We start from the raw sequence: 22972 nt of genomic DNA, 5'->3' as shown, positions 1-22972 counted from the left end.
CGCATGGCTACCGTCAAACAAAACAAGGGCGCGCACGCGACGTAAAACATGCAGTGCAGGACACGACCCCTGACCGGCCCCCGGCGACAACCCGCGCCGGAAAAGACGGCCCGCAGCGGGCACCATCAAGCCCGTCCGGCGCTTGAGGACATCAGTAAGCCGCGCCCACCGCATGGGCGCAGACGCCCGTCCGGCGCGAGGACAAGAAGAAGCCGCGCCCACCACCGGGGCGCGCACGCCCGTCCGGCGTGAGGACAAGAGCCGGCCGCCACGGCCAAGGGGGCTACGGCGCGATCACCTCGTCCAGGAAGGGCTCGATCGCCGCGCGCCACGCGTCCGGGCGGTCGTAGTGGACCAGGTGACCCGCGTCAGCGACCTCCGCATACGCCCCCCGCGGCAGCACCCGCACCATCTCCTGCGCCTCCGCCCGCCCCAGCTCCCCGTCCTGCCCCCGCACCACCAGCGTCGGGCAACGGACCTGCGCCAGCTCCTCCCAGTGCGCGTCGTGCACCCACGTCTCCCGCGACGTCAGCATCTGGCGGCGCGAGAACACCGGGCCCCAGCCGTCCGCCCGTTCCGCCATCACCTCCGCGAAGAACTCCCCCCGCGCCGGGCTCGCCCGCTCCACCCACGGGTCGTCCTCGCCGAACCACTTCCTGACGTCCGCGAGCGTCGCGAAAGGCACCGGCCAGGTCGTGAACCAGTCCTCCCACTCCCGCTGCGACGCCGCGCCCAGCGCAGACGCCCGCATGTCGCAGATGATCAGCGCCCGCACCAGGTCGGGCCGCTTCGCGGCAAGCTGCCACGCCGTCAGCGCGCCCATCGAGTGGCCGATCAGGGTGACCGGCGCCAGCCCGAGCTGTTCGACGGCGGCCTCCGCGTCGGCGACGTACGCCTCGCGGGTGTAGGGGCCCTCCGCCGGCTTCTCGCTGCGCCCGTGGCCCCGCTGGTCGAGCGCGACCGCGCGGTGCCGTTCGGCGAGCCACCGGGCCGTCGAGGCCCAGTGCGAGGCGCGGCCCATCAGCCCGTGGAGCAGTAACACGCCGGACTCCCGCCCGGGAACGGGCTCCCCGCCACGCTTGGGCGGCTCCCCGAACTCCCAGGCGGCGAGGCGTACCCCCTCGGCTCCGGTCACATCGATGCGCTGAACCATGCGTCCTGGCACCCCCTTCGGTCCTGAGTGGTCGAGTCCGACCCCGCCAGACTATCGAACTCCCATTCGAAAACGCCGTTCTGGTCTACAACACCGCTCGTTCGAGTGACCCCGCTCGGGGATTGCCGGTCGCACCCGAGGGGAGATGTTCTCCGGGAGGCGGACCACTCGGGGATGAGGGTCCGAAGGCGCCGACCCTGGGAGCTCGGGGCTCCGGGTCGGCGCGGGGGAGGAAGGGCTCCGGCGCCTTGAAGGCGCCGGAGCCCTCTCCGTACGGAGGGGGGAGGGGAAGCGAGTGCGGCCCGCAGACAGCGCACACAGCGCACAGGGCGTCACCGGAGGGCGACGCGCCGTGCCCGTGTCCGTACCGGCCCATCACCGCTCCCTCCCCGATGTCTGCCTGACATATGCCCCGGAGGGCAGCCCCGCACGCGCCCCGGACGCTCAGGGCGGACAGACACCACGAAGCGCCAGAGGCTCAGCGCTTCGCCACGAACACGTGCGACGCCACCTCCGCGTCCAGCTCCGCCGCCTCGCCGCTGCTCCCGACCAGCACCCCGCCGGGCGACTCCGTCACGCTCACCACGGACCCGGGCTGCACCCCGGCCCGCCGCAGCGTGTACATCAGCTGGGCGTCGGTCTGGATCGGCTCGCCGATCCGCCGCACCACCACCGTCTTGCCCTCCGCGCCCGGATCCAGCTCCGCCAGGCTCACCATGCCCGCGTCGAGGAACGGGTCGGCCTCCGCCTTCTCGCCCAGCTCCTCCAGGCCCGGGATCGGATTGCCGTACGGCGACTCCGTCGGGTGGCGCAGCAGCTCCAGGACGCGCCGCTCCACCGCCTCGCTCATCACGTGCTCCCAGCGGCACGCCTCCGCGTGCACCTGCTCCCACTCCAGGCCGATCACGTCGACCAGGAGGCACTCCGCGAGCCGGTGCTTGCGCATGACGCGGACCGCCAGCCTGCGCCCTTCCTCCGTCAGTTCGAGATGCCGGTCGCCCGCCACCTGGACCAGGCCGTCGCGCTCCATGCGGGCCACGGTCTGGCTCACCGTGGGCCCGCTCTGGTCCAGCCGCTCGGCGATCCGGGCGCGCATCGGGACCACACCTTCCTCTTCGAGCTCAAGGATGGTGCGGAGATACATCTCCGTGGTGTCGATCAGTCCGGACATACGTGCCCCTCGATAATCGTGCGCTGGCCCTGACCCAATTCTGACGCATACCGCTGACAACCGTGCCGTGCCGGAGGCGCCGATGCGGCGGCGGCCCGCGAAGGCGGGCGGGAGACGCACGGGAGACCGGCGGAAGACGGGCGCGACGCACACGGGAAGCGCACGGGAAGCGTATTGACAGAGCAATGGTCCAGACCTCAACGTGATCCGCGGCACCGGCATTCCCCACCTCCCGCCCCACCCCTGGAAGGGCTCCCCCATGAGCGAGAGCAAGCTGGCCGATCAGTTCTTCGACGCCGCGATCGGCCTGCTCCAGCGCGTACGGGACACGGAGTCCGCGAACATCGCCGCGGCCGGGCGGGCGATCGCCGACACCGTCGCGGCCGGGGGCCGGCTGTTCGCCTTCGGCGCCGGGCACTCCTCGCTCGCCGCGCAGGACGTCGTCTACCGCGCGGGCGGCTTCGCCCTGATGAACCTGCTGGCCGTGCCGGGGGTGGTGGGGGTCGACGTCATGCCCGCGACGCTCGGCTCGGCGCTGGAGCGGGTGGAGGGCCTGGCGACGACCGTGCTCGACGCGAGCCCGGCCACCGCGGGGGACGTCCTGGTGGTCATCTCCCTCTCCGGGCGGAACATCCTGCCCGTCGAGATGGCGTCGCACGCGCGTGCGCTCGGGCTGACCGTCATCGGGGTCACGTCGGTGGCGTACGCGAGCAGGACCGAGTCCCGCAACTCCCTCGGCGGCTTCCTCAAGGACCACTGCGACATCGTGCTCGACAGCGGGATCGCCGTCGGGGACGCGGAACTGACCGCCGACGGCATCGAGGCGCCCTTCGCGCCGGCCTCGACGGTCGTCACCAGCGCCCTCATGCAGGCGATGATGGCGGCGGCGGCCGGCGAACTCGTCGAGCGCGGCACCGAGCCCCCGCTGCTGCGATCGGGCAATGTGGACGGCGGGCCCGAGTGGAACGTACGGGTGATGACCGAGTACCGCGACCGGATCTTCTACCGCCACTGACCACGTCGGCGGAGCGCCGCCGACCCCATCGGTGGACGCCACCGACCACACCGGTGGTACGGGAGACACGGCCGGGGTCCCTGGGAATCGCTCCAGGGGCCCCGGCCATTCGTTTACGTGAAAACACTACTTTGCGTCACCCGCGCGCCGCTTGGCGAAATTTTGATCTTTCACGCGAAGGTAATGTTCGGGCAAAGTAGAGGAAGCTCGGGTGTCGCATCATCAGAGCTGTCGGCCCGGCGGCGCACACCATCGCGCCGTTTTGCCGTACGAACCCGAAGAAGAACCCAGGAAGTCCGATCCGCGCCGAGGAAATCCCAGGCGGACGGCGGCACCACGGAAAGGGCGAGCTGTGAGATCCCGACCCGACCGCGTGCCCGCCGTCAGACGCCGGACCGTTTCGGCCTGACCCGGCTTCCCGGACGACCCCACGGCGGCCGCTCCACCGGCCTCCTCCCCGCCGCGACCCGGTGGGGACAGCGGCCACAGGCCGCCCAGGACGTCCGACCGCGCCACACCCCCCACTGACCCGACCACACCGCGCCCCGGCCAGACCGAGGGTTGCAGGAGGCAGGCCATCATGAAGTCACTCATCGACCACGCCCGTACGTTCTCCGTCCAGGTGGCGGAGCGTCCCGAGGAATTCCGAGAACTCGCCGCGGGGCAGACCCCGCAGGCACTCTTCATCACCTGCTCGGACTCACGGGTGATCCCGTCCCTGATCACCGGCGCCCGTCCCGGCGAGCTCTTCGAGCTCCGTACGGCGGGCAACATCGTCCCCCGCTACGACGAACGGCGCCCCAGCGGCGAGACCGCGACCATCGAGTACGCGCTGCGCGTGCTCGACATCCGCGACATCGTCGTCTGCGGGCACTCCCACTGCGGGGCGGTCGGCGCCCTCGTGCGCGGCGACGACCTCTCCGCCCTGCCCGCCGTCAGAGGCTGGCTCGACCACGGAGTGCCCTCACTGCCGGCCGACCGGGGCCTGGCCCACGCCGTCCGCCACCACGCGGCGGCCCAGCTCGACACCCTGCGCGGCTATCCCTCCGTGCGGGAGCGGATCGCCGAGGGCACGCTCGCCCTGCACGCCTGGTACTACGAAGTGGACACCGGCGCGATCAGCGCCCACCGGCCCGACCTGGGCGGGGAGTTCAAACCGCTGTGACGGCGACACCGCCCGCACGGCGCCTCCCCCACCACTCGTCCGCTCTCGGACCGCACAGCTAGGAACCCTCGTCATGCTCACGCTGTTGAAGGACCCCCGGGTCCTGAGGCGCGACATCCTCGCGTCCCTCGTCGTCTTCCTCGTCGCTCTCCCCCTGTGTGTCGGCGTCGCCGTCGCCTCCGGGGTCCCGGCCGAACTGGGCCTGGTCACCGGTATCGTCGGCGGGCTCGTCGTCGGCTGCCTGCCGGGGAGCTCACTCCAGGTCAGCGGCCCGGCCGCAGGGCTGACCGTGCTCGTGTACGAAGCCGTGAAGGAATTTGGCACCGGCGCGCTCGGTGCCATCGTGCTCGTCTCCGGCCTGCTCCAACTGGCCCTGGGCGCGCTCGGGTTCGGCCGCTGGTTCCGGGCCATCTCCGTCGCCGTCGTCCAGGGGATGCTCGCGGGCATCGGCCTCGTGCTCATCCTCGGACAGGTGTACGCCATGGCGGACACCGCCCAGCCGTCCGGCGGCCTCGGCAAACTCGCCGGGCTGCCCGGGCTGGCCTGGGACATCGTCACCGACGGTACGACGCTCACCGCGTTCCTCGTCGGCGCGGGAACGGTCGCCGTCCTGGTGCTCTGGCCCCGCTTCCCGGACCGCGTGCGGGCGGTCCCGGGACCCCTGGCGGCCGTCGCGCTGGCCACCGGGGTGACGATCGTGCTCGACCTGCCCCTCGCCAAGGTGGAGGTACGGGGACTGCTCGCCTCCGTCCAGCCGCCGGGCCTCGACGACTTCGGCGTGCTCGCCGGGGTCGCCGGGATCGGCACCCTGCTCGCCTTCACCCTGATCGCCTCCGCCGAGAGCCTGTTCAGCGCCGCCGCCGTCGACCGGATGCACGACGGGCCGCGTACGAACTACAACAAGGAACTCATGGCCCAGGGCGTGGGAAACACGGTCTGCGGGGCGCTCGGCGCGCTGCCCATGACGGCCGTCATCGTCCGCAGCGCCGCCAACGTCCAGGCGGGGGCGCGGACTTCGCTCTCCCGCGTCCTGCACGGCCTGTGGCTGCTGCTGTTCGCGGCGCTGCTGCCGGCCGCCATCGGCGTCATCCCGCTCGCCTCGCTGGCGGGTGTCCTGGTCTACGCCGGCTTCAAGCTCGTCCCGGTGAGGGATCTCGTGCCGCTGTGGCGCGAGCACCGGGGCGAGGCCGTGATCCTCGCGATCACGGCGGTGGCGATCCTGGTCACCAACCTCTTCGAGGGCGTGGTCCTCGGGCTGCTCCTCGCGGTGGTGAAGACCGCCTGGGAGATCTCCCACCTGCACGTCGACGTAAGGGAACTGACCGGCGGCCGGCTGGTGGTGTCGGTCACCGGCAACGCCACGTTCCTGCGACTGCCGCGGATAATGGAGGAGTTGGAGGACCTCCCGAAGGACCGTCCCATCGAGCTGGACCTGATGGGTCTGCGCCACCTCGACCACGCGTGCCGCATCGCGCTGGAGAACTGGGCCCTGCGGCACAACGACGCGGAGACGGAGCCCGTACGGCTGCTGCCCCCGGCGGCGGCGGTGCCACGGGCCCGCGGCGCGGACGAAAGGACAACGGACCCGAGCACGGGCTGACGGCCCCCGCCGATCGGCCGTGCGCTGGTCGACCTTCGGTGGCCGGCCTTCACTGACCGGCTCTCGCTGACCGGCCTTCGCTGGTCGACCAGCACTGACCGGCCTTTCGCGACCCGCCGGGCGGGCCTCCAGGCCGTCTCCCAAAGACGGCCTGGACGGCCCGCCCGGCGGCCGTCGGCGCGGACGCTACCCGCGTAGCTCTCGCAGCTCCCGCGCGAGGTCCAGCGAGGCCGCCACCCGGAGCGTCACGTCCTCCGCGTACACCGCGTCGGGGCGTTCGAACGCCGGGCGGCTCGCGCTCCGCAGGAACGTCACCACCCCCAGCGACCTCCCCCGGCTCCGCAGCACCGTGCACAGCGCGTGCACCGTGTCCGCCGGCCACTGCCGCGACAGCGCCCACGTCGGCGGCGCCGCCGCCCCGCCCGGCGCGCTCGCCCGTACCGAACCGATCCGGTCCATCGCCTGGAGCGCCGGGTGCCCGTTCCCGTACCGCACCGGAATCCCGCCCGTGGCCAGCGGCAGACCCGGCCCCGCGCCCCCGCCGGACGGCGTCGCCGCCGCCCGTACCAGCCGTATCGGCGCGTCCGACGACGAGGCGACGAACCCCGCCGGGCGGTCCCCCTCCACCACCAGGTCGAGCAGCGCGTGGTCCGCGAAGCCCGCCAGCGCGAAGTCCAGATGGACCGTCGCCGCCTCCGCCGGGTCCTCGCACTCCGACGCCGCCCGCGCCGCCCGGTGCAGCTGGCTGGAGCGGAACCGCAGCCGGTCCGCGTCCTGCGCGGCCAGCTTCGTCTCCGTGATGTCCTGGAACATCCAGCTCACACCCAGCGGCACCGGCTCCTCCGCCAGCGGGGACGCCAGCCGCAGGAACCCGCTGCGCCAGCAGCGCCGCCGCCGGCCGCCCTCCGCCGTACGGACCGTGACCCACAGCTCCACCAGGTCGCGGGGCGCACCCTCGGCCAGGACGTGGTGGAGCGCGCCCTCGACCTCCTCGACGCCCTGCGTGATCAGCTCGCCGAGGGGCCGGCCGAGCACGGACGTACGCCCGGAACCGAGCGCCCGCGCCGCGTGCGCGTTGACGACGGTCGGCCGCAGGTCGACGTCGAGGAGGACCACGCCCCAGGACGCCTCGTCGAACAGGGCCTCGCTGAGGGCTATGGACCGTTCCAGATCGATCTGCGCGTGGACCTCGCCGAACGCGCAGTACACCCCGGCGGGCCTGCCGTCGGCGGCGCGCACCCCCGCCGACTGGGTCCTTACGAGCACCCGGCCGCCGTCCTTGCGCAGCAGCGCGAACTCGTCGATCTGGCGGCCCGGCGCGTCCATCGCGGCCATCAGCCGGGCCCGCACCTCGTCGGCGTCGGCCGTCCGCACCGCCCAGCCCGCGAAGCCGTGCCGGCCGACGGCCTCGGCGGCCGACCAGCCGAGGACCCGTTCCGCCTCGCGGTTCCAGTGCGTGATCACGCCGTCCGCGTCGAAGGCGCAGAGCGCGGCGTCCATGCCGTCGAGCAGGGCCGCGAGCAGGTCGGAGCCGGGCCCGTCGCGCGCCGGTTCCGGTTCCGTTTCCGGTACGGCTCCGGGGCCCGAGCCGGGCGCGGAACCCGGCTCGTCCGGCCCGGGCGCGCTGGTGGTCCCCCTTCGAGAAGCACTCATCCTGGCACCCCCTGGCAGGACGTCTCCGCCGGTGCTGTCGCACGTCCGATCACTCAACTTGAACGTGACTCAGCACACACATCGTTCCCCGAAATCGCCTCGTCCAACAAATCTCGGTGGGCTTCGAAATTCACTTGAGCCTGCCCGGAGCGGCGCCTAACGTTGCAGCCACACCGAAAGGAGGTGATCCGGAACATGATTTCAGTCCGGACAAGTGAGGTGGCTGCGGGCTAACGGCCTGCCAGTCGCACTCTTGAAGTGCTCGGCCGGTCGTCGGCCGAAATCCCAAGCAGTCACCCGACCCGCAAGCCGCCGGTGTGTCCGGCCGGCTCCCTCCCCGGAGGGACCACGGCTTGCGGGTCGTCTGCGTGTGCGGCGGACGTGTGCGGCGGACGTTCTGATGCTTTACGGCCCTACGGGCAGAGCCGCTCCACCCGCCAGTCGTCGCCCTCGCTCACGTACCGCAGCCGGTCGTGCAGCCGGTTCTCGTGCCCCTGCCAGAACTCGACCGTCTCGGGGACCACCCGGAACCCGCCCCACCCCGGCGGCACCGGCACCTGCTCGCCCTCCGGATAGCGCGCCGCCAGATCCTCGTACCGGGCCAGCAGCTCCTCCCGGGTCCCGATCGGGCTGGACTGGTCGCTCGCCCACGCGCCCAGCTGCGAGCCGTGGGGGCGGGTGCGGAAGTACGCGGCCGTCTCGTCGCGGCCGACCCGGTCCGCCCGGCCGGTCACGATGACCTGGCGGGCCATCGGGTGCCAGGGGAAGAGCAGCGAGACGTACGGGTTCGCCCCGATCTCCCGGCCCTTGCGGGACGTGTAGTTCGTGTAGAAGACGAAGCCCCGGTGGTCGTACGCCTTGAGGAGCACGGTGCGGGAGGACGGGCGGCCGTCCCGGGTGGCCGTGGACACGATCATGGCGTTCGGCTCGTGCACACCGGCGGTCGCCGCGTCCGTGAACCAGCGGGTGAACTGGTCCATGGGCGCGGGGGCGAGGTCCGTCCCCAGCAGCGGCATGTTCCGGTACCGCTCGCGCATGGCGGCGGGGTCCGGGGCCGCGGGGGGCTGGTCTGGAGGCAACTCTGAAGGCAGGGAGTCAGACACGTGCCTCATCTTGCCGCAGGGGCGAGTGTTCCCGGCACGGAGTGCCACCAATCCTCCCCGGATGAAATCGGGCACTGTGCCGGATATCACGCTTCCCCGCATCGGAGGAACCCGCCAAAATCCAGGGGCGGGGCACTGTCGCCTTCCCACACCGGAAGCCGTCGTTCCCGCCTTCCCGACGGTGGGTGACCATTCGCCGTTCGGGGCATCACCGGGATGACCGGACCGGTATCACCCGTCGCACACATCATGAGGAGCCGCCTGATGTCCGACTTCGTACCCGGACTCGAAGGAGTCGTCGCTTTCGAGACGGAGATCGCCGAACCGGACAAGGAGGGCGGATCGCTCCGCTACCGGGGCGTCGACATCGAGGACCTGGTGGGGCAGGTGTCCTTCGGCAACGTCTGGGGACTGCTGGTCGACGGGGCCTTCGACCCGGGGCTGCCGGCCGCCGAGCCCTTCCCGATTCCCGTCCACTCCGGGGACATCCGGGTGGACGTGCAGTCCGCGCTGGCCATGCTCGCGCCGGTCTGGGGGCTCAAACCGCTCCTCGACATCGACGAGGCCACGGCCCGTGACGACCTGGCGCGGGCCGCCGTGATGGCGCTGTCGTACGTGGCCCAGTCGGCGCGCGGTCAGGGCGTGCCGATGGTGCCGCAGCGGGAGATCGACAAGGCGGGGAGCGTCGTGGAGCGCTTCATGATCCGCTGGCGCGGGGAGCCCGACCCGAAGCACGTGAAGGCGGTCGACGCGTACTGGACGTCGGCGGCGGAGCACGGCATGAACGCCTCGACGTTCACCGCCCGGGTGATCGCCTCGACCGGCGCGGACGTCGCCGCGGCGCTGTCGGGCGCGGTGGGCGCGATGTCGGGGCCGCTGCACGGCGGCGCACCGTCGCGGGTGCTCGGCATGATCGAGGAGATCGAGCGTACGGGCGACGCGTCGGCGTACGTGAAGCAGGCGCTGGACAAGGGCGACCGGCTGATGGGCTTCGGCCACCGCGTCTACCGGGCGGAGGACCCGAGGGCGCGCGTCCTGCGCCGGACGGCCCGCGAACTGGACGCGCCGCGGTACGAGGTGGCGGAGGCGCTGGAGAAGGCGGCGCTGGAGGAACTGCACGCGCGCAGGCCGGACCGGGTGCTGGCGACGAATGTGGAGTTCTGGGCGGCGATCGTCCTGGACTTCGCGGAGGTGCCGGCCCACATGTTCACGTCGATGTTCACGTGTGCGCGTACGGCGGGCTGGTCGGCGCACATCCTGGAGCAGAAGCGCACGGGCCGCCTGGTGCGGCCGTCGGCCCGCTATGTGGGCCCGGGGACGCGGACGGTCGAGGAGATCGAGGGCTTCGGCGGCCTCTGAGACAAGTGAGCGGGTCGCGGGGCGGCGCTCACCCCGGCCCGCGACCCGGCCCGCCACCCGGCGCGCCCAGGACTCCGTCCAGGATGTGGGACCACTGCGCCACCACCCGGGCGCGGCGCGGGGTGTCGTCCGTCAGGAGGGTGGCCAGGCCCAGGCCGCGGGCCATGTCCAGGAGGCCCTGGACCGTTTCGCGTACGCCCGGTACCGACTCGTCCGCGCCCAGGAGCGCGATCGCGCTGCGGTGGGCCTCGCGGCCGACCCGGGCCTCCAGTTCGGTGACGCGGGGGCGGAGCTGGTCCTCGTCGGAGGCCGCGACCCAGAGGTGGAGGGCGGCGCGGAACAGCGGGCCCGTGTAGAGCGCCACGATCCCCTCGACCGCCTGCCTGCGGTGGTTCCCGCCGGCTGGGACGAGGGCGCGCAGGGCGGTGGAGCGTTCCTCCGCCACGTACTCGACCGCCGCCGTGAACAGGTCCTCGCGGGTCGGGAAGTGGTGTTGCGCGGCGCCCCGGGAGACCCCGGCGCGCTCGGCGACGACGGAGACCGTGGAGCCCGCCCAGCCGTGTTCGGCGAGGCAGGACACGGCCGCCTCCAGGAGCCGCAGCCGGGTCGCCCGGCTGCGGTCCTGTTTCGGGGCGGCTACCGCACCCATGCCGCGTCCCGCCGTTCCAGGAACGCGGCGATGCCCTCGCGGGCCTCCGCCGACACGAAGAGCGACGCCGAGCGCTGGACCAGATCCTCCGCGTGGTCGTCGAACGCCCGCAGCACGTCCGCCGTCACGAGCTTCTTCGACTCCGCGAGCCCCTGCGGGGACGCCCGGCGCAGCCCGTCGAGTACGGGCTCCAGCGCCGCGTCCACATCGTCGGCCGCCTCCGTGAGGATCCCCGCCGCGACCGCCGCCGCCGCGTCGAACCGTTCGCCGGTGAGGTAGTAGCGGGCCGCCGCCCGGGGCGTGAGCCGGGGCAGCAGGGGCAGCGAGATCACGGCGGGCGCGACGCCGATCCGTACCTCGGTGAACGCGAAGTCCGCCGCCGTACGGTCGGCGAAGGCAAGGTCGCAGGCGCCGAGCAGCCCCAGGCCGCCCGCCCTGACATGCCCCGTGACCCGCGCGACGACGGGTTTGGGCAGCTCCACGATCTGCCGCATCAGGGAGACGAAGGTGTACGGGCCGGCCGGTTCCTTGAGGTCGGCGCCCGCGCTGAAGGTGGTGCCGGTGTGGGCGAGCACGACGGCCCGTACGGCGGGGTCCCCGGCGCAGTCGGCGAGCGCGGCGCGCAGTGCGTCGACGAGCCGCGCCGACAGGGCGTTGCGGTTCGCGGGCGAGTCCAGGGTGAGGGTGGTGATGCCCCGGTCGTGGGCGGTGGTGACCAGGCCCCCGTAGGGCGCCCCCGTACCGCCTGCCCGCCCGTGTCCCGCTCTCGGGTCGTCCGTCACGTGGTGATCTCCCTCTCGCGGTCCCTCAGCCGGCGTCTGAGGATCTTGCCGGAGGCGGCGCGGGGCACCCCTCCGATGAACTCGACCCGGCGGATCTTCTTGTACGGAGCGACGCGTTCGGCGACGAACGTCATCACGGCGTCCGCGCCGAGCGTCTCCGCACCGGGTCGACGGACAATGTAGGCCTTCGGGACCTCGTTGCCGTCCGCGTCGTACACCCCGATCACCGCCGCGTCCGCGATCGCGTCGTGGGTGAGGAGCAGCGCTTCGAGTTCGGCGGGGGCGACCTGGAAACCCTTGTACTTGATGAGTTCCTTGACGCGGTCCACGACGAACAGCCAGCCGTCGCCGTCGACCCGGCCGACGTCCCCGGTGTGCACCCACCCGTCGGCGTCGATCATCGCGGCGGTGTCGCCGGGGCGGCCGAGGTACCCCTTCATGACCTGCGGGCCCCGGATGAGGATCTCGCCCTCGCCGCCGGTCGCCACGTCCGTGTCCGGGTCGTCGAGGCGGACGACGCGCATCTCGGTGCCGGGGAGGAGCTTGCCAACGGCGCCGGGCGGCGGGTCGGCGGCGTCCAGCGGCACGATGTGCGTGCCGGGCGACAGCTCCGTCATGCCGTACGCCTGCCGTACGGGCGGGAGGTTCAGCCGGGCCGAACAGGCCGCCGCCAGGCGGGAGTCGAGCGGGGCCGCCGCGCACAGGACGTAACGGAGCGAGCTGAGGTCGTACCGCGAGACGGCCGGGTGCTTGGCGAGGGCGAGCACGATGGGCGGGGCCACGTACAGGCCGGTGATGCGGTACGTCTGGATCGCGGCAAGGAACTGGTCGAGGTCGAAGCGGGGCAGCACGACGACGGTCGCGCCGTGGCGCAGGGGCGCGTTCATCAGGGCGGTGAGGCCGTAGATGTGGAAGAACGGCAGAATCGCGAGGATACGGTCGCCGGGGCCCATGGGGACGACGGGTTCCATCTGCGCGAGGTTCGTGCCGATCGAACGGTGGGTGAGCATCACGCCCTTGGGGGCGCCGGTGGTGCCGGAGGAGTACGGGAGGACGGCGATGTCCTCGCCGGGGTCGACGGGGACGGTCACCCGGGGGGCCGTCGAGCGCGACAGGTCGCGGACCGAGCGGTGTCCGACGGCCCGGTCGCAGACGAAGATCTCCTCGATGCCGCCGACCAACTCCGCCGAGCGCCGGGCCACTTCGAGGAGCGGCCCGACGGTGACGATCCAGCGGGCCGCCGAGTCGCGGAGCTGGGTGGCCAACTCCTCGGCGGTGGCGAGGGGGTGGGCGGTGGTGACGGTCGCACCGGCGCGGGTCGCGGCGTAGAACACCGCCGGATACACCACGGTGTTGGGGCTGTGCAGGGCGAGGACGTCGCCCTTGCGCACACCCGCGTCGGTGAAGGCCGCGGCGAGGGCGCGGTGGTACGTGTCGAGCTGGCCGTACGTCATGCTCGTACCGTTCGTGCCGTCGACCAGGGCCACGGTGTCGCCGAACTCGGCGGCGCGGCCGAGGACGGCCTCGTGGATGGGCAGATCGACGGCCGGGACATCCGCGTACTCGCTGTGGAAGATCATGACGACCCCTTCGACGCTTGGACGCTTCGGCGCTCCGGCGCGCGGGACACGAACGCGCGGTTCGCGACCTGAACGCCCAGAATCCCGTGTCCTAGTAGGACTTGGGGAGACCCAGGGACTGATGGGACAGGTAGTTCAGGATCATCTCTCGGCTGACGGGGGCGATCCGGGCCACGCGCGCGGCGGTGACCAGCGAGGCGAGGCCGTACTCCCGGGTGAGGCCGTTCCCGCCGAGGGTGTGCACGGCCTGGTCGACGGCCTTCACGCAGGCCTCGGCGGCGGCGTACTTGGCCATGTTGGCGGCCTCGCCGGCCGCCGCGTCGTCGCCCGCGTCGTAGAGGTGGGCGGCCTTGCGCGTCATCAGGCGGGCGAGTTCCAGTTCGATGTGGGCCTGGGCGAGGGGGTGGGCGATGGCCTGGTGGGCGCCGATGGGTTCCTTCCACACCTGGCGGGTCCTGGCGTACTCGACGGCGCGGGCGAGGGCGTAGCGGCCCATGCCGAGGGCGAAGGCGGCGGTCATGATCCGCTCGGGGTTGAGGCCGGCGAAGAGCTGGAGGAGCCCGGCGTCCTCGTCGCCGACGAGGGCGTCGGCGGGCAGCCGTACGTCGTCCAGGACCAGTTCGAACTGCTTCTCGGCGGCGTGGAGTTCCATGTCAATGGCGGTACGGGTGAAGCCCTCGGCGTCGCGCGGGACGATGAACAGGCAGGGCTTGAGGCGGCCGGTCCTGGCGTCCTCGGTGCGGCCGACGATGAGCGTGGCGTCGGCGATGTCGACGCCCGAGACGAAGACTTTGCGTCCGTTGAGGATCCAGCCGCCGTCTCCGTCCTTGCGGGCGGCCGTGGTGATGCGGTGGGAGTTGGATCCGGCGTCGGGTTCCGTGATGCCGAAGGCCATGGTGCGGGAACCGTCGGCGAGGCCGGGGAGCCACTGCCGCTTCTGCGTGTCGCTGCCGAAGCGGGCGATCACGGTGCCGCAGATGGCGGGCGAGACGACAAGCATGAGGAGGGGGCAGCCCGCCGTGCCCAACTCTTCGAGGACGAGGGAGAGTTCGACGACTCCGCCGCCTCCGCCGCCGTACTCCTCGGGGAGGTTCACGCCGAGGTAGCCGAGCTTGCCGGCCTCGCGCCAGAGGGTCTCGCGGTCGAAGTCCCTTCCGTGGCGGCGGCCGAGGGCGGAGACGGCGGCGCGGAGGGCGGTGTGTTCGTCGGACTCGATGAAGGTGCCGCCAGGGGTGGTGCTTTCGGGGCCCGTACGGTCGGCGCTGCGGCTCATGACGGCTGGTCCTCCGGGACGGGGTCGGTGATGACAACGGCGAGCAGGGCGCCCACGTCGACCTGGCGGCCGGGGGCGGCGTGGAGCGCGGTGAGGGTGCCGGAGGCGGGGGCCGTGACGCGGTGTTCCATCTTCATGGCCTCCAGCCAGACGAGCGGCTGCCCGGCCGTGACGCGATCCCCCTCCGCCAGCCCTTCGGCGACGCGTACGACCGTGCCCGGCATGGGGGCGAGCAGCGAGCCGGGCGCGGGGGTGGCGCTCGGGTCGGTGAAGCGGGGGTGGACGAGGAGGCGGTACGACCCGTGGGCGGTGTCGACGTACACGTGGTCGCCGTACGCTCTGTCGCCGTTCGCCCGGTTGCTGTACGCACCGTCGCCGTGCGCGCCTTCGCCGCGCCCACCGGCGCCGTACGCCGAGACGTGGAAGTCCCGTACGACACCGCCGACTTCGAGGCGTACCAGCCGCTCGGAGACGCTGACGACCCGGACCCCGTCGTCCTCGACGCGGACGCCGTCACGGGTGACCCGGTAGCTGATCTCGTGGTCGCCGTAGGTCTTGCGGTGCGGCTGCGAGGCGAGGTTGCGCCAGCCGCCGAGGCGGGCGGGCACGGTGGCCGCGCCGCGCCGGGCGGCCGAGTCGGCGAGCGCGGCGGCGACGGCCGCGTGCCGTTCGTCGTCCCCGGCGGCGGGCGCGGTGAGCGCGTCGAGGTGGCGGTCGTAGAACCCGGTGTCGGGGTGCCCGCCGAGGACGTCGGGATGGGTCAACGACCGTACGAGCAGCTGCCGGTTGGTCCCGGGGCCGTGGATCCGGGCGCGCAGCAGCGCGTGCGCGAGGCGGCGCAGGGCCTCGGCGCGGGTGGGGGCCCAGGCGACGACCTTGGCGAGCAGGGCGTCGTAGTGCGGGCCGACGCGGTCGCCGGGGCCGTAACCGGTGTCGGTCCGGAGCCGTACGGCGTCCTGGGCGGTACCGCGTCGGGGCCGTATCCCCGCCGCTTCCCCTTCCCCCTGCGCCTCCAGCGACAGCTCGTGCAACACCCCCGTCTGCGGCGCCCAGTCCCGCGACGGGTCCTCCGCGTACAGCCGTGCCTCCACCGCGTGTCCGTACGGCTCCGGCGGCTCGGACGGGAGCGGGGCGCCCTCCGCCACGGAGAGTTGCAGCGCCACCAGATCGAGGCCGAACACCTCCTCGGTGACGGGGTGTTCGACCTGGAGACGGGTGTTCATCTCCAGGAAGTACGGGCGCCCCCGCGGCGAGATCAGGAACTCGACCGTCCCCGCGCCCCGGTACGCCACCGCGCGGGCCGCCGCCACCGCCGCTTCCGCCAGGCCGGTGACCAGTTCGGCCGGCAGTCCCGGCGCCGGGCTCTCCTCGATGACCTTCTGGTGCCTGCGTTGCAGCGAGCAGTCCCGCGTACCCAGCGCCCACACCCTCCCGTACGCGTCGGCGAGGATCTGCACTTCCACGTGCCGGCCGCGTTCCACGTACGGCTCCGCGAAGACCTCACCGTCGCCGAACGCGGACCGGGCCTCCGCCGAAGCCGCCGCCAACTCAGCTTCCAGGGAGGCCAGTTCACGAACCACCCGCATGCCTCTGCCGCCGCCCCCGGCCGCCGCCTTGAGCAGCAGCGGGAGGTCCGCCTCGGTGGCCGCGCCCGGATCCACCGGCGCCAGCAGCGGCACGCCCGCCGCGCCCATCAGTTCCTTCGCGCGCGTCTTCGACGCCATCGCCTCGATCGCGGCCGGTGGCGGCCCGATCCACACCAGGCCCGCGTCGAGCACCGCCTGCGCGAACTCGGCGTTCTCGGACAGGAATCCGTAGCCGGGATGCACCGCGCCCGCGCCCGCCGCGAGAGCCGCCTTCACGATCAGGTCGCCGCGCAGATAGGTGTCGGCGGGCGCGGCCCCCGGCAGCCGTACCGCCGTGTCGGCCTCCCGTACGTGCAGGGCGTCCGCGTCCGGGTCGGAGAAGACCGCGACCGTCGCGATGCCCAGCTCCCGGCACGTGCGGAAGACCCGGCAGGCGATCTCGCCCCGGTTCGCGACCAGGACGCTGGTGATCAGCACGGTCCGGGCCGTCCGCGTCCGCACACTCTTCGTCATCGCTCGCCTCACATCCGGAAGACGCCGAAGCCGCCCCGCACTCCCGCGACCGGCGCGGTGTGGAGGGCGGACAGGCACAGGCCGAGGACCGTGCGGGTGTCGCGCGGGTCGATGACCCCGTCGTCGTACAGCCGTCCGGACAGGAACAGGGGCAGGGACTCGGACTCGATCTGCCGCTCGACCATCGCGCGCAGCGCCGCGTCCCCTTCGTCGTCGTACGGCTGCCCCTTCGCCGCCGCCGAGGCGCGCGCGACGATCGAGAGCACCCCGGCGAGCTGCTGCGGGCCCATCACCGCCGACTTGGCGCTCGGCCACGCGAAGAGGAAGCGCGGGTCGTACGCGCGCCCGCACATGCCGTAGTGCCCGGCGCCGTACGAGGCGCCCATCAGGACCGACAGGTGCGGGACGGTGGAGTTCGACACCGCGTTGATCATCATCGCGCCGTGCTTGATAATCCCGCCCTGTTCGTATTCCTTGCCGACCATGTAGCCGGTGGTGTTGTGCAGGAACACCAGGGGAATGTCCCGCTGGTTGGCGAGTTGGACGAACTGCGCGGCCTTCTGCGACTCCGCCGAGAACAGCACGCCCTGCGCGTTGGCGAGGACGCCCACCGGATAGCCGTGCAGCGTGGCCCACCCGGTCACCAGGCTCGGTCCGTAGAGCGGCTTGAACTCGTCGAAGTCCGAGCCGTCGACCACCCGGGCGATCACCTCGCGCGGATCGAAGGGAATCTTGAGGTCGCCCGGCACGATGCCCAGCAGCTCGTCCTCGTCGTACTTCGGCGGCGCGGCGGGACCCGGATCGGGGTGTGCCTTGCGCCAGTTGAGGCGGGCGACGATCCGGCGCGCCTGCCGGACCGCGTCCCGCTCGTCCACGGCGAAGTGGTCGGCGAGACCGGAGACGCGGGCGTGCATCTCCGCGCCGCCCAGCGACTCGTCGTCGCTCTCCTCGCCCGTCGCCATCTTCACCAGCGGCGGCCCGCCGAGGAAGACCTTCGACCGCTCCTCGATCATGACGGTGTGGTCGGACATGCCGGGGACGTACGCGCCGCCCGCAGTGGAGTTGCCGAACACCACGGCGACGGTGGGGATTCCGGCGGCGGACAGCCGGGTGAGGTCGCGGAAGAGCGCGCCGCCGGGGATGAAGATCTCCTTCTGGGAGGGGAGATCGGCGCCGCCCGACTCGACCAGGCTGATGAGCGGCAGGCGGTTGGTGTACGCGATCGCGTTGGCGCGCAGGGCCTTGCGCAGCGTCCAGGGGTTGCTCGAACCCCCGCGTACGGTCGGGTCGTTGGCGGTGATCACACACTCGACGCCCTCGACCACACCGATGCCGGTGACCATCGACGCGCCGACCGGGTAGTCGCTGCCCCAGGCGGCGAGCGGGGACAGTTCGAGGAACGGGGTGTCCGGGTCGAGCAGCAGCTCGATCCGCTCCCGGGCGAGGAGTTTGCCGCGCGCCCGGTGCCGGGCCACGTACTTCTCACCGCCCCCGGCGAGCGCCTTGGTGTGTTCGGCGTCCAGTTCGGCGAGCTTGGCGAGCATCGCCTCGCGGTGCGCGGCGTAGTCGGCGGAGGCCGGGTCGAGCGCGGTGGGGAGCACGGTCACAGAAGGACCTCCGGGAGGTGGGCGTACCGGGCGCGCAGCCACTCGCCGAGTGCCTTGGCCTGGGGGTCGAACCGGGCCTGGAAGGCGACACCTTCGCCGAGCAGGCCCTCCACGGTGAAGTTGAGGGCGCGCAGGTGCGGCAGAACGTGCCGTACGACCGTCAACTCCGCGCTTTCCGGTATGAGTTGGCGGAAGAGGTCGACAGTCAGCTCGTGCGCCAGCCACCGCCAGGCGCCCTCGCTCCTGGCCCACACGCCGACGTTGGCGTCGCCGCCCTTGTCGCCGCTGCGGGCGCCCGCGATGAGGCCGAGGGGCGCGGGGAGGGTGGCGAGGCCGGCGGGGAGGGGTTCGGGCAGGTCGTCGACGGGCTCGGGGACGGGTGCAAGGTCTTTGGTACGTACGGGAGTTGGTATGCGCACCCGCTCGCCGTCCGGCAGTACCGCGAGGTGGTGGACCTCCGCCGCGTCGACGTACGCGGACTCGAACACCCCGTAGGGGGCGCCCTTTCCGGGCGGGGCCGTGACGTGGAAGCCGGGGTAGCTGCCGAGGGCCAGCTCGACCACCGCCCCGCTGACGGCCCGCCCCACCGTGTCCGGATCGGGGTCGCGCACGATGAGCCGGAGCAGCGCGCTGGCGGTCTCCTCGGTGGGGGCGTCGGTGTGGTCGGTCCTGGCCAGCTCCCAACGGACCTCGGCGGGGGGCGTGTTGCCGGTGCCGCTTGTGGTGCCGAGCGCGTCGGTCACCTGCTCCCGTACGAACTCCGCCTTGGCCTCGATGTCGAGTCCGGTGAGGACGAAGACGACCTCGTTGCGCCAGCCGCCGACGCGGTTGAGGCCGACCTTGAGCGTGGGGGGCGGCGGCTCGCCGCGTACGCCGGAGATCCTGACCCGGTCGGGCCCGTCGGGGGTCAGCCGTACGGTGTCGAGGCGGGCGGTCACGTCGGGGCCCGCGTAGCGCGCCCCGCCCGTCTCGTACAGGAGTTGGGCGGTGACGGTTCCGAGATCCACGACCCCGTCCGTACCGGGGTGCTTGGTGATGACGGCGCTCCCGTCGGCGCGGATCTCGGCGAGCGGGAAGCCGGGGTGGCGCAGGCGGCGGGGGTCGTGGTCGGTGAAGAGGGCGTAGTTGCCGCCGGTCGCCTGGGTCCCGCACTCCAGTACGTGTCCGGCGACCACCGCGCCGGCCAGCGCGTCGAAATCGCCGGGCGCCCAGCCGAAGTGGGCGGCGGCCGGTCCGGTCACCAGCGCGGCGTCCGTGACGCGGCCGGTGACCACGATGTCGGCGCCCGCGCGCAGGCACGCGGCGATCCCGGCGCCGCCGAGGTAGGCGTTGGCCGTCAGGACGCCGTCGCCCCAACTCCTTCTCGCCAGCAGGTCGTCACCCTCGACGTGGGCGACGCGGACGGGCACCCCGACCCGCTCGGCGAGCGCGCGGACGGCCGCCGCGAGACCGGCCGGGTTGAGGCCGCCCGCGTTGGCGACGATCTTCACCCCGCGCTCGTGGGCGAGCCCGAGCCCTTCCTCCAGCTGCCGCAGGAACGTCTTGGCATACCCGGCGGCGGGGTCGCGCTGCCGGTCCCTGCCGAGGATGAGCATGGTCAACTCGGCGAGATAGTCCCCGGTCAGGACGTCGAGGGGCCCGCCGGCAAGCATCTCGCGCAGGGCGCCGAACCGGTCACCGTAGAACCCGGAGGCGTTGCCGATCCGGAGAACGCCGGGGGCCGCGCCGGTGAGGGGGGAGTTGGCGGTCGGGGGGCCGGGCGCCGGGGCGCCGGTTGTCTCGTCTCCGGTCATCTCCGCCCCTCCCCCTTCGGCGCGCGGCCCGGGCCCGGGAGGCCCGCGAACGCCTGGGCGATGTCCAGCCAGTGGTCCGCGTCCGGGCCGTCTGCTCGTACGGTGACGTCGGCGCGGTGGGTCCGCTGGGTCACCAGGAGGGCGAAGTCGAGCGCGGGGCCTGTCACGCGCTGGGGCGCGTCCTCGGGGCCGTACGCCCACAACTCACCTCCCGGGCCCGTCAGTTCGACGCGGAAGGGCTCGGGGGGCGGTGGCTCGTCCCGTACGGAGTAGGCGAAGTCGCGGGTCCGTACCCCGATCCACGCGATGTGCCGCAGCCGGGCGGTCGGCGCGCGCCGCACGCCGAGGGCGTCGGCGATGTCCTGGCCGTGCGCCCAGGTCTCCATCAGGCGTGCGGTCGCCATCGAGGGGGCGCTCATGGGAGGCCCGTACCAGGGAAAACGCGCGCCGGGCGGGGTGTCGCGCAGGGCGTCCCACAGGCGTTCGCGGCCCGTGCGCCACCGGGTGAGGAGTTCGGCGGGCGGGAGCGCGGCGCCGTCCCGCGCGCCGTCGTCCACGAAGGAGGAAGGGGCGGCGAGGGCCTTGCGCGTCTCCGCGGCGAAGGCCCGTGTGTCGGTGAGGGAGAGCAGCGCGGCGTTGTCCGTCCAGGTGAGGTGGGCGATCTGGTGCGCCACGGTCCACCCGGGGGCGGGGGTGGCCAGGCCCCAGTCCCGTACGTCCAACTCCCCTACCAGGCGGTCGAGTTCGTCGCTCTCGCTGCGCAGATCGTCCAGGACTGGGGCAGAGTCGGACACGGGTGCGCTCCCTCGGACTCGGTCACGGCGGTGTGCGTGTCCCGGAGCATCTCAGGGGCCGTAGAAACAAGCAAGCGTGCTTGCTTTACTTCTCGGCGGTCACGCCGACCGTCCCCGGCGCGTCGGCCGCCCCCAGCGCGTCAGCAGTCCCCACCGCCTCCGCGTCGGACGCCGCGTCCGCCCGCTTCCCCGTCCCCGTCTTCCGCCCCACCTGCGTCCGTACCGCCCCCATGCTCGCCCCGATCACCAGCGCGATCGCCAGCGCCTCGGTGGTGGAGAGCGCCTGGTCCAGCAGGAGGAACCCGGCGCTCGCCGCGATCGCCGGCTCCAGGCTCATCAGCACGGCGAACGTCGAGGAGGGCATGCGGCGGAGGGCGAGCAGTTCCAGGGTGTACGGCAGGACGGACGACATCAGCGCGACCGCCACCGCGAGCCCGAGGGTCGACGGCACGAGCAGTTTGGACCCGGATTCCACGATGCCGAAGGGCAGCGCGATCAGCGCCCCGACCCCCATCGCCAGCGCGAGGCCGTCGGCCTGCGGGAAGCGCCGGCCCGTCCGCGCGCTGAACACGATGTACGCGGCCCACATCGCGCCCGCCGAGAGCGCGAACGCCGCGCCCAGCGGATCGAGCCGGTCGAACCCGCCGCCGCTGAGCAGCAGCACCCCGGCGAGCGCGAGGCCCGCCCACAGGACGTTCACCCACCGCCGGGAGACGATCACGGAGAGGGTGAGCGGGCCGAGGACTTCGAGGGTGACGGCCGCGCCGAGGGGGATGCGGTCGGCGGACTGGTAGAAGAGCCCGTTCATGGCGGCGAGGACCGTACCGAAGACGACGACCGTGCCCCAGTCGGCGCGCGAGTGCCCGCGCAGCGTGGGGCGGCAGAAGGCGAGCAGGACGACGGCGGCGAGCGCGAGCCGCAGCGAGACCACGCCGAGGGCGCCGGTACGGGGCATCAGCAGGACGGCGATGGCGGCCCCGAACTGCACGGAGAGCCCGCCTGCGATGACCAGCGCGACGGGCCCGAGGGAGCGGGAGGGGGACGGGGCCCCCGGACCGCCCCCGGCCTCCGCGACACCCGAGACCTCCGGCACCACGACGGAAGCGGTGGCGGCAGCGGCGGGAGCAGCGGCGGCGGTACGCGGCTCATCCACCGGAAACCTCCAGAATGTCGTGGTCGGGCGGGCTGACGCCCGCACTCACGTTACGGCCCCGCGCCACGCCCGTGAAATGCCTTTTGGACTGCCGTTATGCTCCGCACGCATGAGCATCGAGCTGCGCCATCTCCGCTGCTTCCTGGCCATCGCCGAAGAGTCCAGCCTGACCAGGGCGGCGGCCCGGCTGCACCTCACCCAGCCCGCCGTCTCGCGCAACCTCGTCGCGCTGGAGAAACACCTCGGCGTACGGCTCGCCGAGCGCTCCACCCACCACCTCGCCCTCACGGCGGAGGGCCGCGCCTTCCGCGAGCGGGCGGCGGCCGCCGTCGCGGCGTTCGACGACGCGCTCGACACGGGCCGGCTGCGCCGCAGGCCGCTGCGGCTCGGGCACGCGTGGTCGGCCTTCGGCCCGTACACCACCCCGCTGCTACGGCGCTGGGAGCGTGAGCACCCGGAGACCCCGCTGGAACTGCTCAGGATCGACGACCGTACGGCGGGGCTGATCCGGGGCGAGGTCGACGCGGCGCTGCTGCGGGGGCCCGGGGTGGTGGGGACGCCGGGGCTGGTGACGGAGCTGCTGTTCACGGAACCCCGCGTCGCGGCGGTCCCGGCGGACGGCCCGCTGGCGGCGCGCCCGACGCTGACCCTGGCGGACCTGGCGCCCCACCGGATCCTGGTGAACACCGTCTCGGGCACGACGACCCCGTCCCTGTGGCCCCCGGAGGCGGGCCCGGTGTCCACGGTGACGGTGGCGAACACGGACGACTGGCTGACCGGCATCGCGGCGGGCCGCGGGGTGGGCGTGTCGAGCGCGTCCACGGCGGACATGCACCCCCACCCCGGGGTCGCCTACCGACCCCTCCCGGACGCCCCACCGCTCCAGGTCTTCCTGGCCTGGCGCGAGGGCGCCGCCCACCCGGCCACCCAGGACCTGGCCACCCTGGCCTGGCAACTGGCCACGGGCACGTAGGCCGCCTCCGCGGAGCCGGGCTCTACGGGCCGGGCTGTAGGGGTCGCCCT

18 protein-coding genes are annotated in these 22972 nt (G+C 73.0%); 5 read left to right on the top strand and 13 right to left on the bottom strand.

Annotated features, from left to right (window positions below; all coding sequences use genetic code 11):
* Positions 1–283 precede the first annotated feature (283 nt).
* Together ACIODU_RS24520 and ACIODU_RS24515 are read right to left on the bottom strand one after the other, a co-directional pair.
* Positions 284–1153: an alpha/beta hydrolase gene (locus ACIODU_RS24520; RefSeq protein ID WP_356431949.1), complete on the bottom strand. Its 870-nt coding sequence runs from the start codon at positions 1151–1153 to the stop codon at positions 284–286.
* Positions 1154–1631: 478 nt separating this feature from the next.
* On the bottom strand, positions 1632–2324 hold the full coding sequence (locus ACIODU_RS24515; protein WP_161309001.1) for a metal-dependent transcriptional regulator: 693 nt from the start codon (positions 2322–2324) through the stop codon (positions 1632–1634).
* Between the two features lie 259 nt (positions 2325–2583).
* On the opposite strand from ACIODU_RS24515, the gene ACIODU_RS24510 reads away from it, so the two are divergent.
* The 3 genes from ACIODU_RS24510 (at position 2584) to ACIODU_RS24500 (ending at position 6104) form a co-directional block, all read left to right on the top strand.
* The gene (locus ACIODU_RS24510; protein ID WP_356431947.1) at positions 2584–3339 is read left to right on the top strand and encodes an SIS domain-containing protein; all 756 of its coding nucleotides are present in this window, start codon (positions 2584–2586) and stop codon (positions 3337–3339) included.
* Between the two features lie 580 nt (positions 3340–3919).
* The gene (locus tag ACIODU_RS24505) at positions 3920–4504 is read left to right on the top strand and encodes a carbonic anhydrase (RefSeq protein ID WP_356431945.1); all 585 of its coding nucleotides are present in this window, start codon (positions 3920–3922) and stop codon (positions 4502–4504) included.
* A 73-nt stretch (positions 4505–4577) separates the two neighbouring features.
* Entirely contained in the window at positions 4578–6104 is a 1527-nt protein-coding gene (locus ACIODU_RS24500; RefSeq protein WP_356431943.1) for a SulP family inorganic anion transporter, read from the top strand.
* Between the two features lie 186 nt (positions 6105–6290).
* On the opposite strand, the gene ACIODU_RS24495 is transcribed toward ACIODU_RS24500, so the two are convergent.
* Both ACIODU_RS24495 and pdxH read right to left on the bottom strand, forming a co-directional pair.
* Entirely contained in the window at positions 6291–7757 is a 1467-nt protein-coding gene (locus ACIODU_RS24495; RefSeq protein ID WP_401769895.1) for a PAS domain-containing protein, read from the bottom strand.
* 413 nt (positions 7758–8170) lie between these two features.
* Positions 8171–8869 carry a pyridoxamine 5'-phosphate oxidase gene (pdxH, locus tag ACIODU_RS24490; RefSeq protein ID WP_401769894.1) on the bottom strand — a complete coding sequence of 233 codons (699 nt, stop codon included), beginning with the start codon at positions 8867–8869 and terminating at the stop codon, positions 8171–8173.
* A 255-nt stretch (positions 8870–9124) separates the two neighbouring features.
* Here pdxH and ACIODU_RS24485 point away from each other — a divergent pair, with 255 nt between their 5' ends.
* The gene (locus ACIODU_RS24485) at positions 9125–10219 is read left to right on the top strand and encodes a citrate synthase 2 (protein WP_327236090.1); all 1095 of its coding nucleotides are present in this window, start codon (positions 9125–9127) and stop codon (positions 10217–10219) included.
* A gap of 28 nt (positions 10220–10247) precedes the next feature.
* Here the strand turns inward: ACIODU_RS24485 and ACIODU_RS24480 are convergent, their stop codons facing one another.
* From ACIODU_RS24480 to ACIODU_RS24440, 9 genes are all read right to left on the bottom strand, one after another.
* Entirely contained in the window at positions 10248–10868 is a 621-nt protein-coding gene (locus ACIODU_RS24480) for a TetR/AcrR family transcriptional regulator (RefSeq protein WP_401769893.1), read from the bottom strand.
* A complete protein-coding gene (locus ACIODU_RS24475) occupies positions 10856–11587 on the bottom strand; it encodes an enoyl-CoA hydratase family protein (RefSeq protein WP_356431951.1) in 732 nt (243 codons plus the stop codon). Before ACIODU_RS24475 ends, ACIODU_RS24480 begins: the two co-directional genes overlap by 13 nt.
* Positions 11588–11646: 59 nt before the next feature.
* Positions 11647–13230, bottom strand: coding sequence for a 4-coumarate--CoA ligase family protein (locus ACIODU_RS24470; protein WP_401769892.1), 1584 nt, complete (start codon positions 13228–13230; stop codon positions 11647–11649).
* Positions 13231–13321: 91 nt separating this feature from the next.
* Positions 13322–14503, bottom strand: a complete 1182-nt coding sequence (locus ACIODU_RS24465; RefSeq protein ID WP_401769891.1) for an acyl-CoA dehydrogenase family protein — start codon at positions 14501–14503, stop codon at positions 13322–13324.
* Positions 14500–16563 carry a biotin carboxylase N-terminal domain-containing protein gene (locus ACIODU_RS24460; RefSeq protein ID WP_401769902.1) on the bottom strand — a complete coding sequence of 688 codons (2064 nt, stop codon included), beginning with the start codon at positions 16561–16563 and terminating at the stop codon, positions 14500–14502. The genes ACIODU_RS24465 and ACIODU_RS24460 overlap by 4 nt, the downstream gene beginning before the upstream one ends.
* Positions 16564–16610: 47 nt before the next feature.
* Positions 16611–18209 (bottom strand): acyl-CoA carboxylase subunit beta, encoded by a 1599-nt coding sequence (locus ACIODU_RS24455; RefSeq protein WP_401769890.1) that lies wholly within the window; start codon positions 18207–18209, stop codon positions 16611–16613.
* A complete protein-coding gene (locus ACIODU_RS24450) occupies positions 18206–20002 on the bottom strand; it encodes an acyclic terpene utilization AtuA family protein (protein ID WP_401769889.1) in 1797 nt (598 codons plus the stop codon). The genes ACIODU_RS24455 and ACIODU_RS24450 overlap by 4 nt, the downstream gene beginning before the upstream one ends.
* On the bottom strand, positions 19999–20796 hold the full coding sequence (locus tag ACIODU_RS24445) for a TIGR03084 family metal-binding protein (protein ID WP_401769888.1): 798 nt from the start codon (positions 20794–20796) through the stop codon (positions 19999–20001). The genes ACIODU_RS24450 and ACIODU_RS24445 overlap by 4 nt, the downstream gene beginning before the upstream one ends.
* A gap of 85 nt (positions 20797–20881) precedes the next feature.
* Positions 20882–21949, bottom strand: coding sequence for an EamA family transporter (locus tag ACIODU_RS24440; RefSeq protein WP_401769887.1), 1068 nt, complete (start codon positions 21947–21949; stop codon positions 20882–20884).
* A 109-nt stretch (positions 21950–22058) separates the two neighbouring features.
* Between ACIODU_RS24440 and ACIODU_RS24435 the strand changes: the two genes are divergently transcribed.
* On the top strand, positions 22059–22922 hold the full coding sequence (locus tag ACIODU_RS24435) for a LysR family transcriptional regulator (RefSeq protein WP_356431919.1): 864 nt from the start codon (positions 22059–22061) through the stop codon (positions 22920–22922).
* Positions 22923–22972: the final 50 nt, after the last annotated feature.

Source organism: Streptomyces sp. NPDC088261 (assembly GCF_044740805.1).
Classification (GTDB): Bacteria; Actinomycetota; Actinomycetes; order Streptomycetales; family Streptomycetaceae; genus Streptomyces.
The sequence above is the reverse complement of the archived record's forward strand: the minus strand, read 5'-3'. Positions and strand labels throughout refer to the sequence as shown.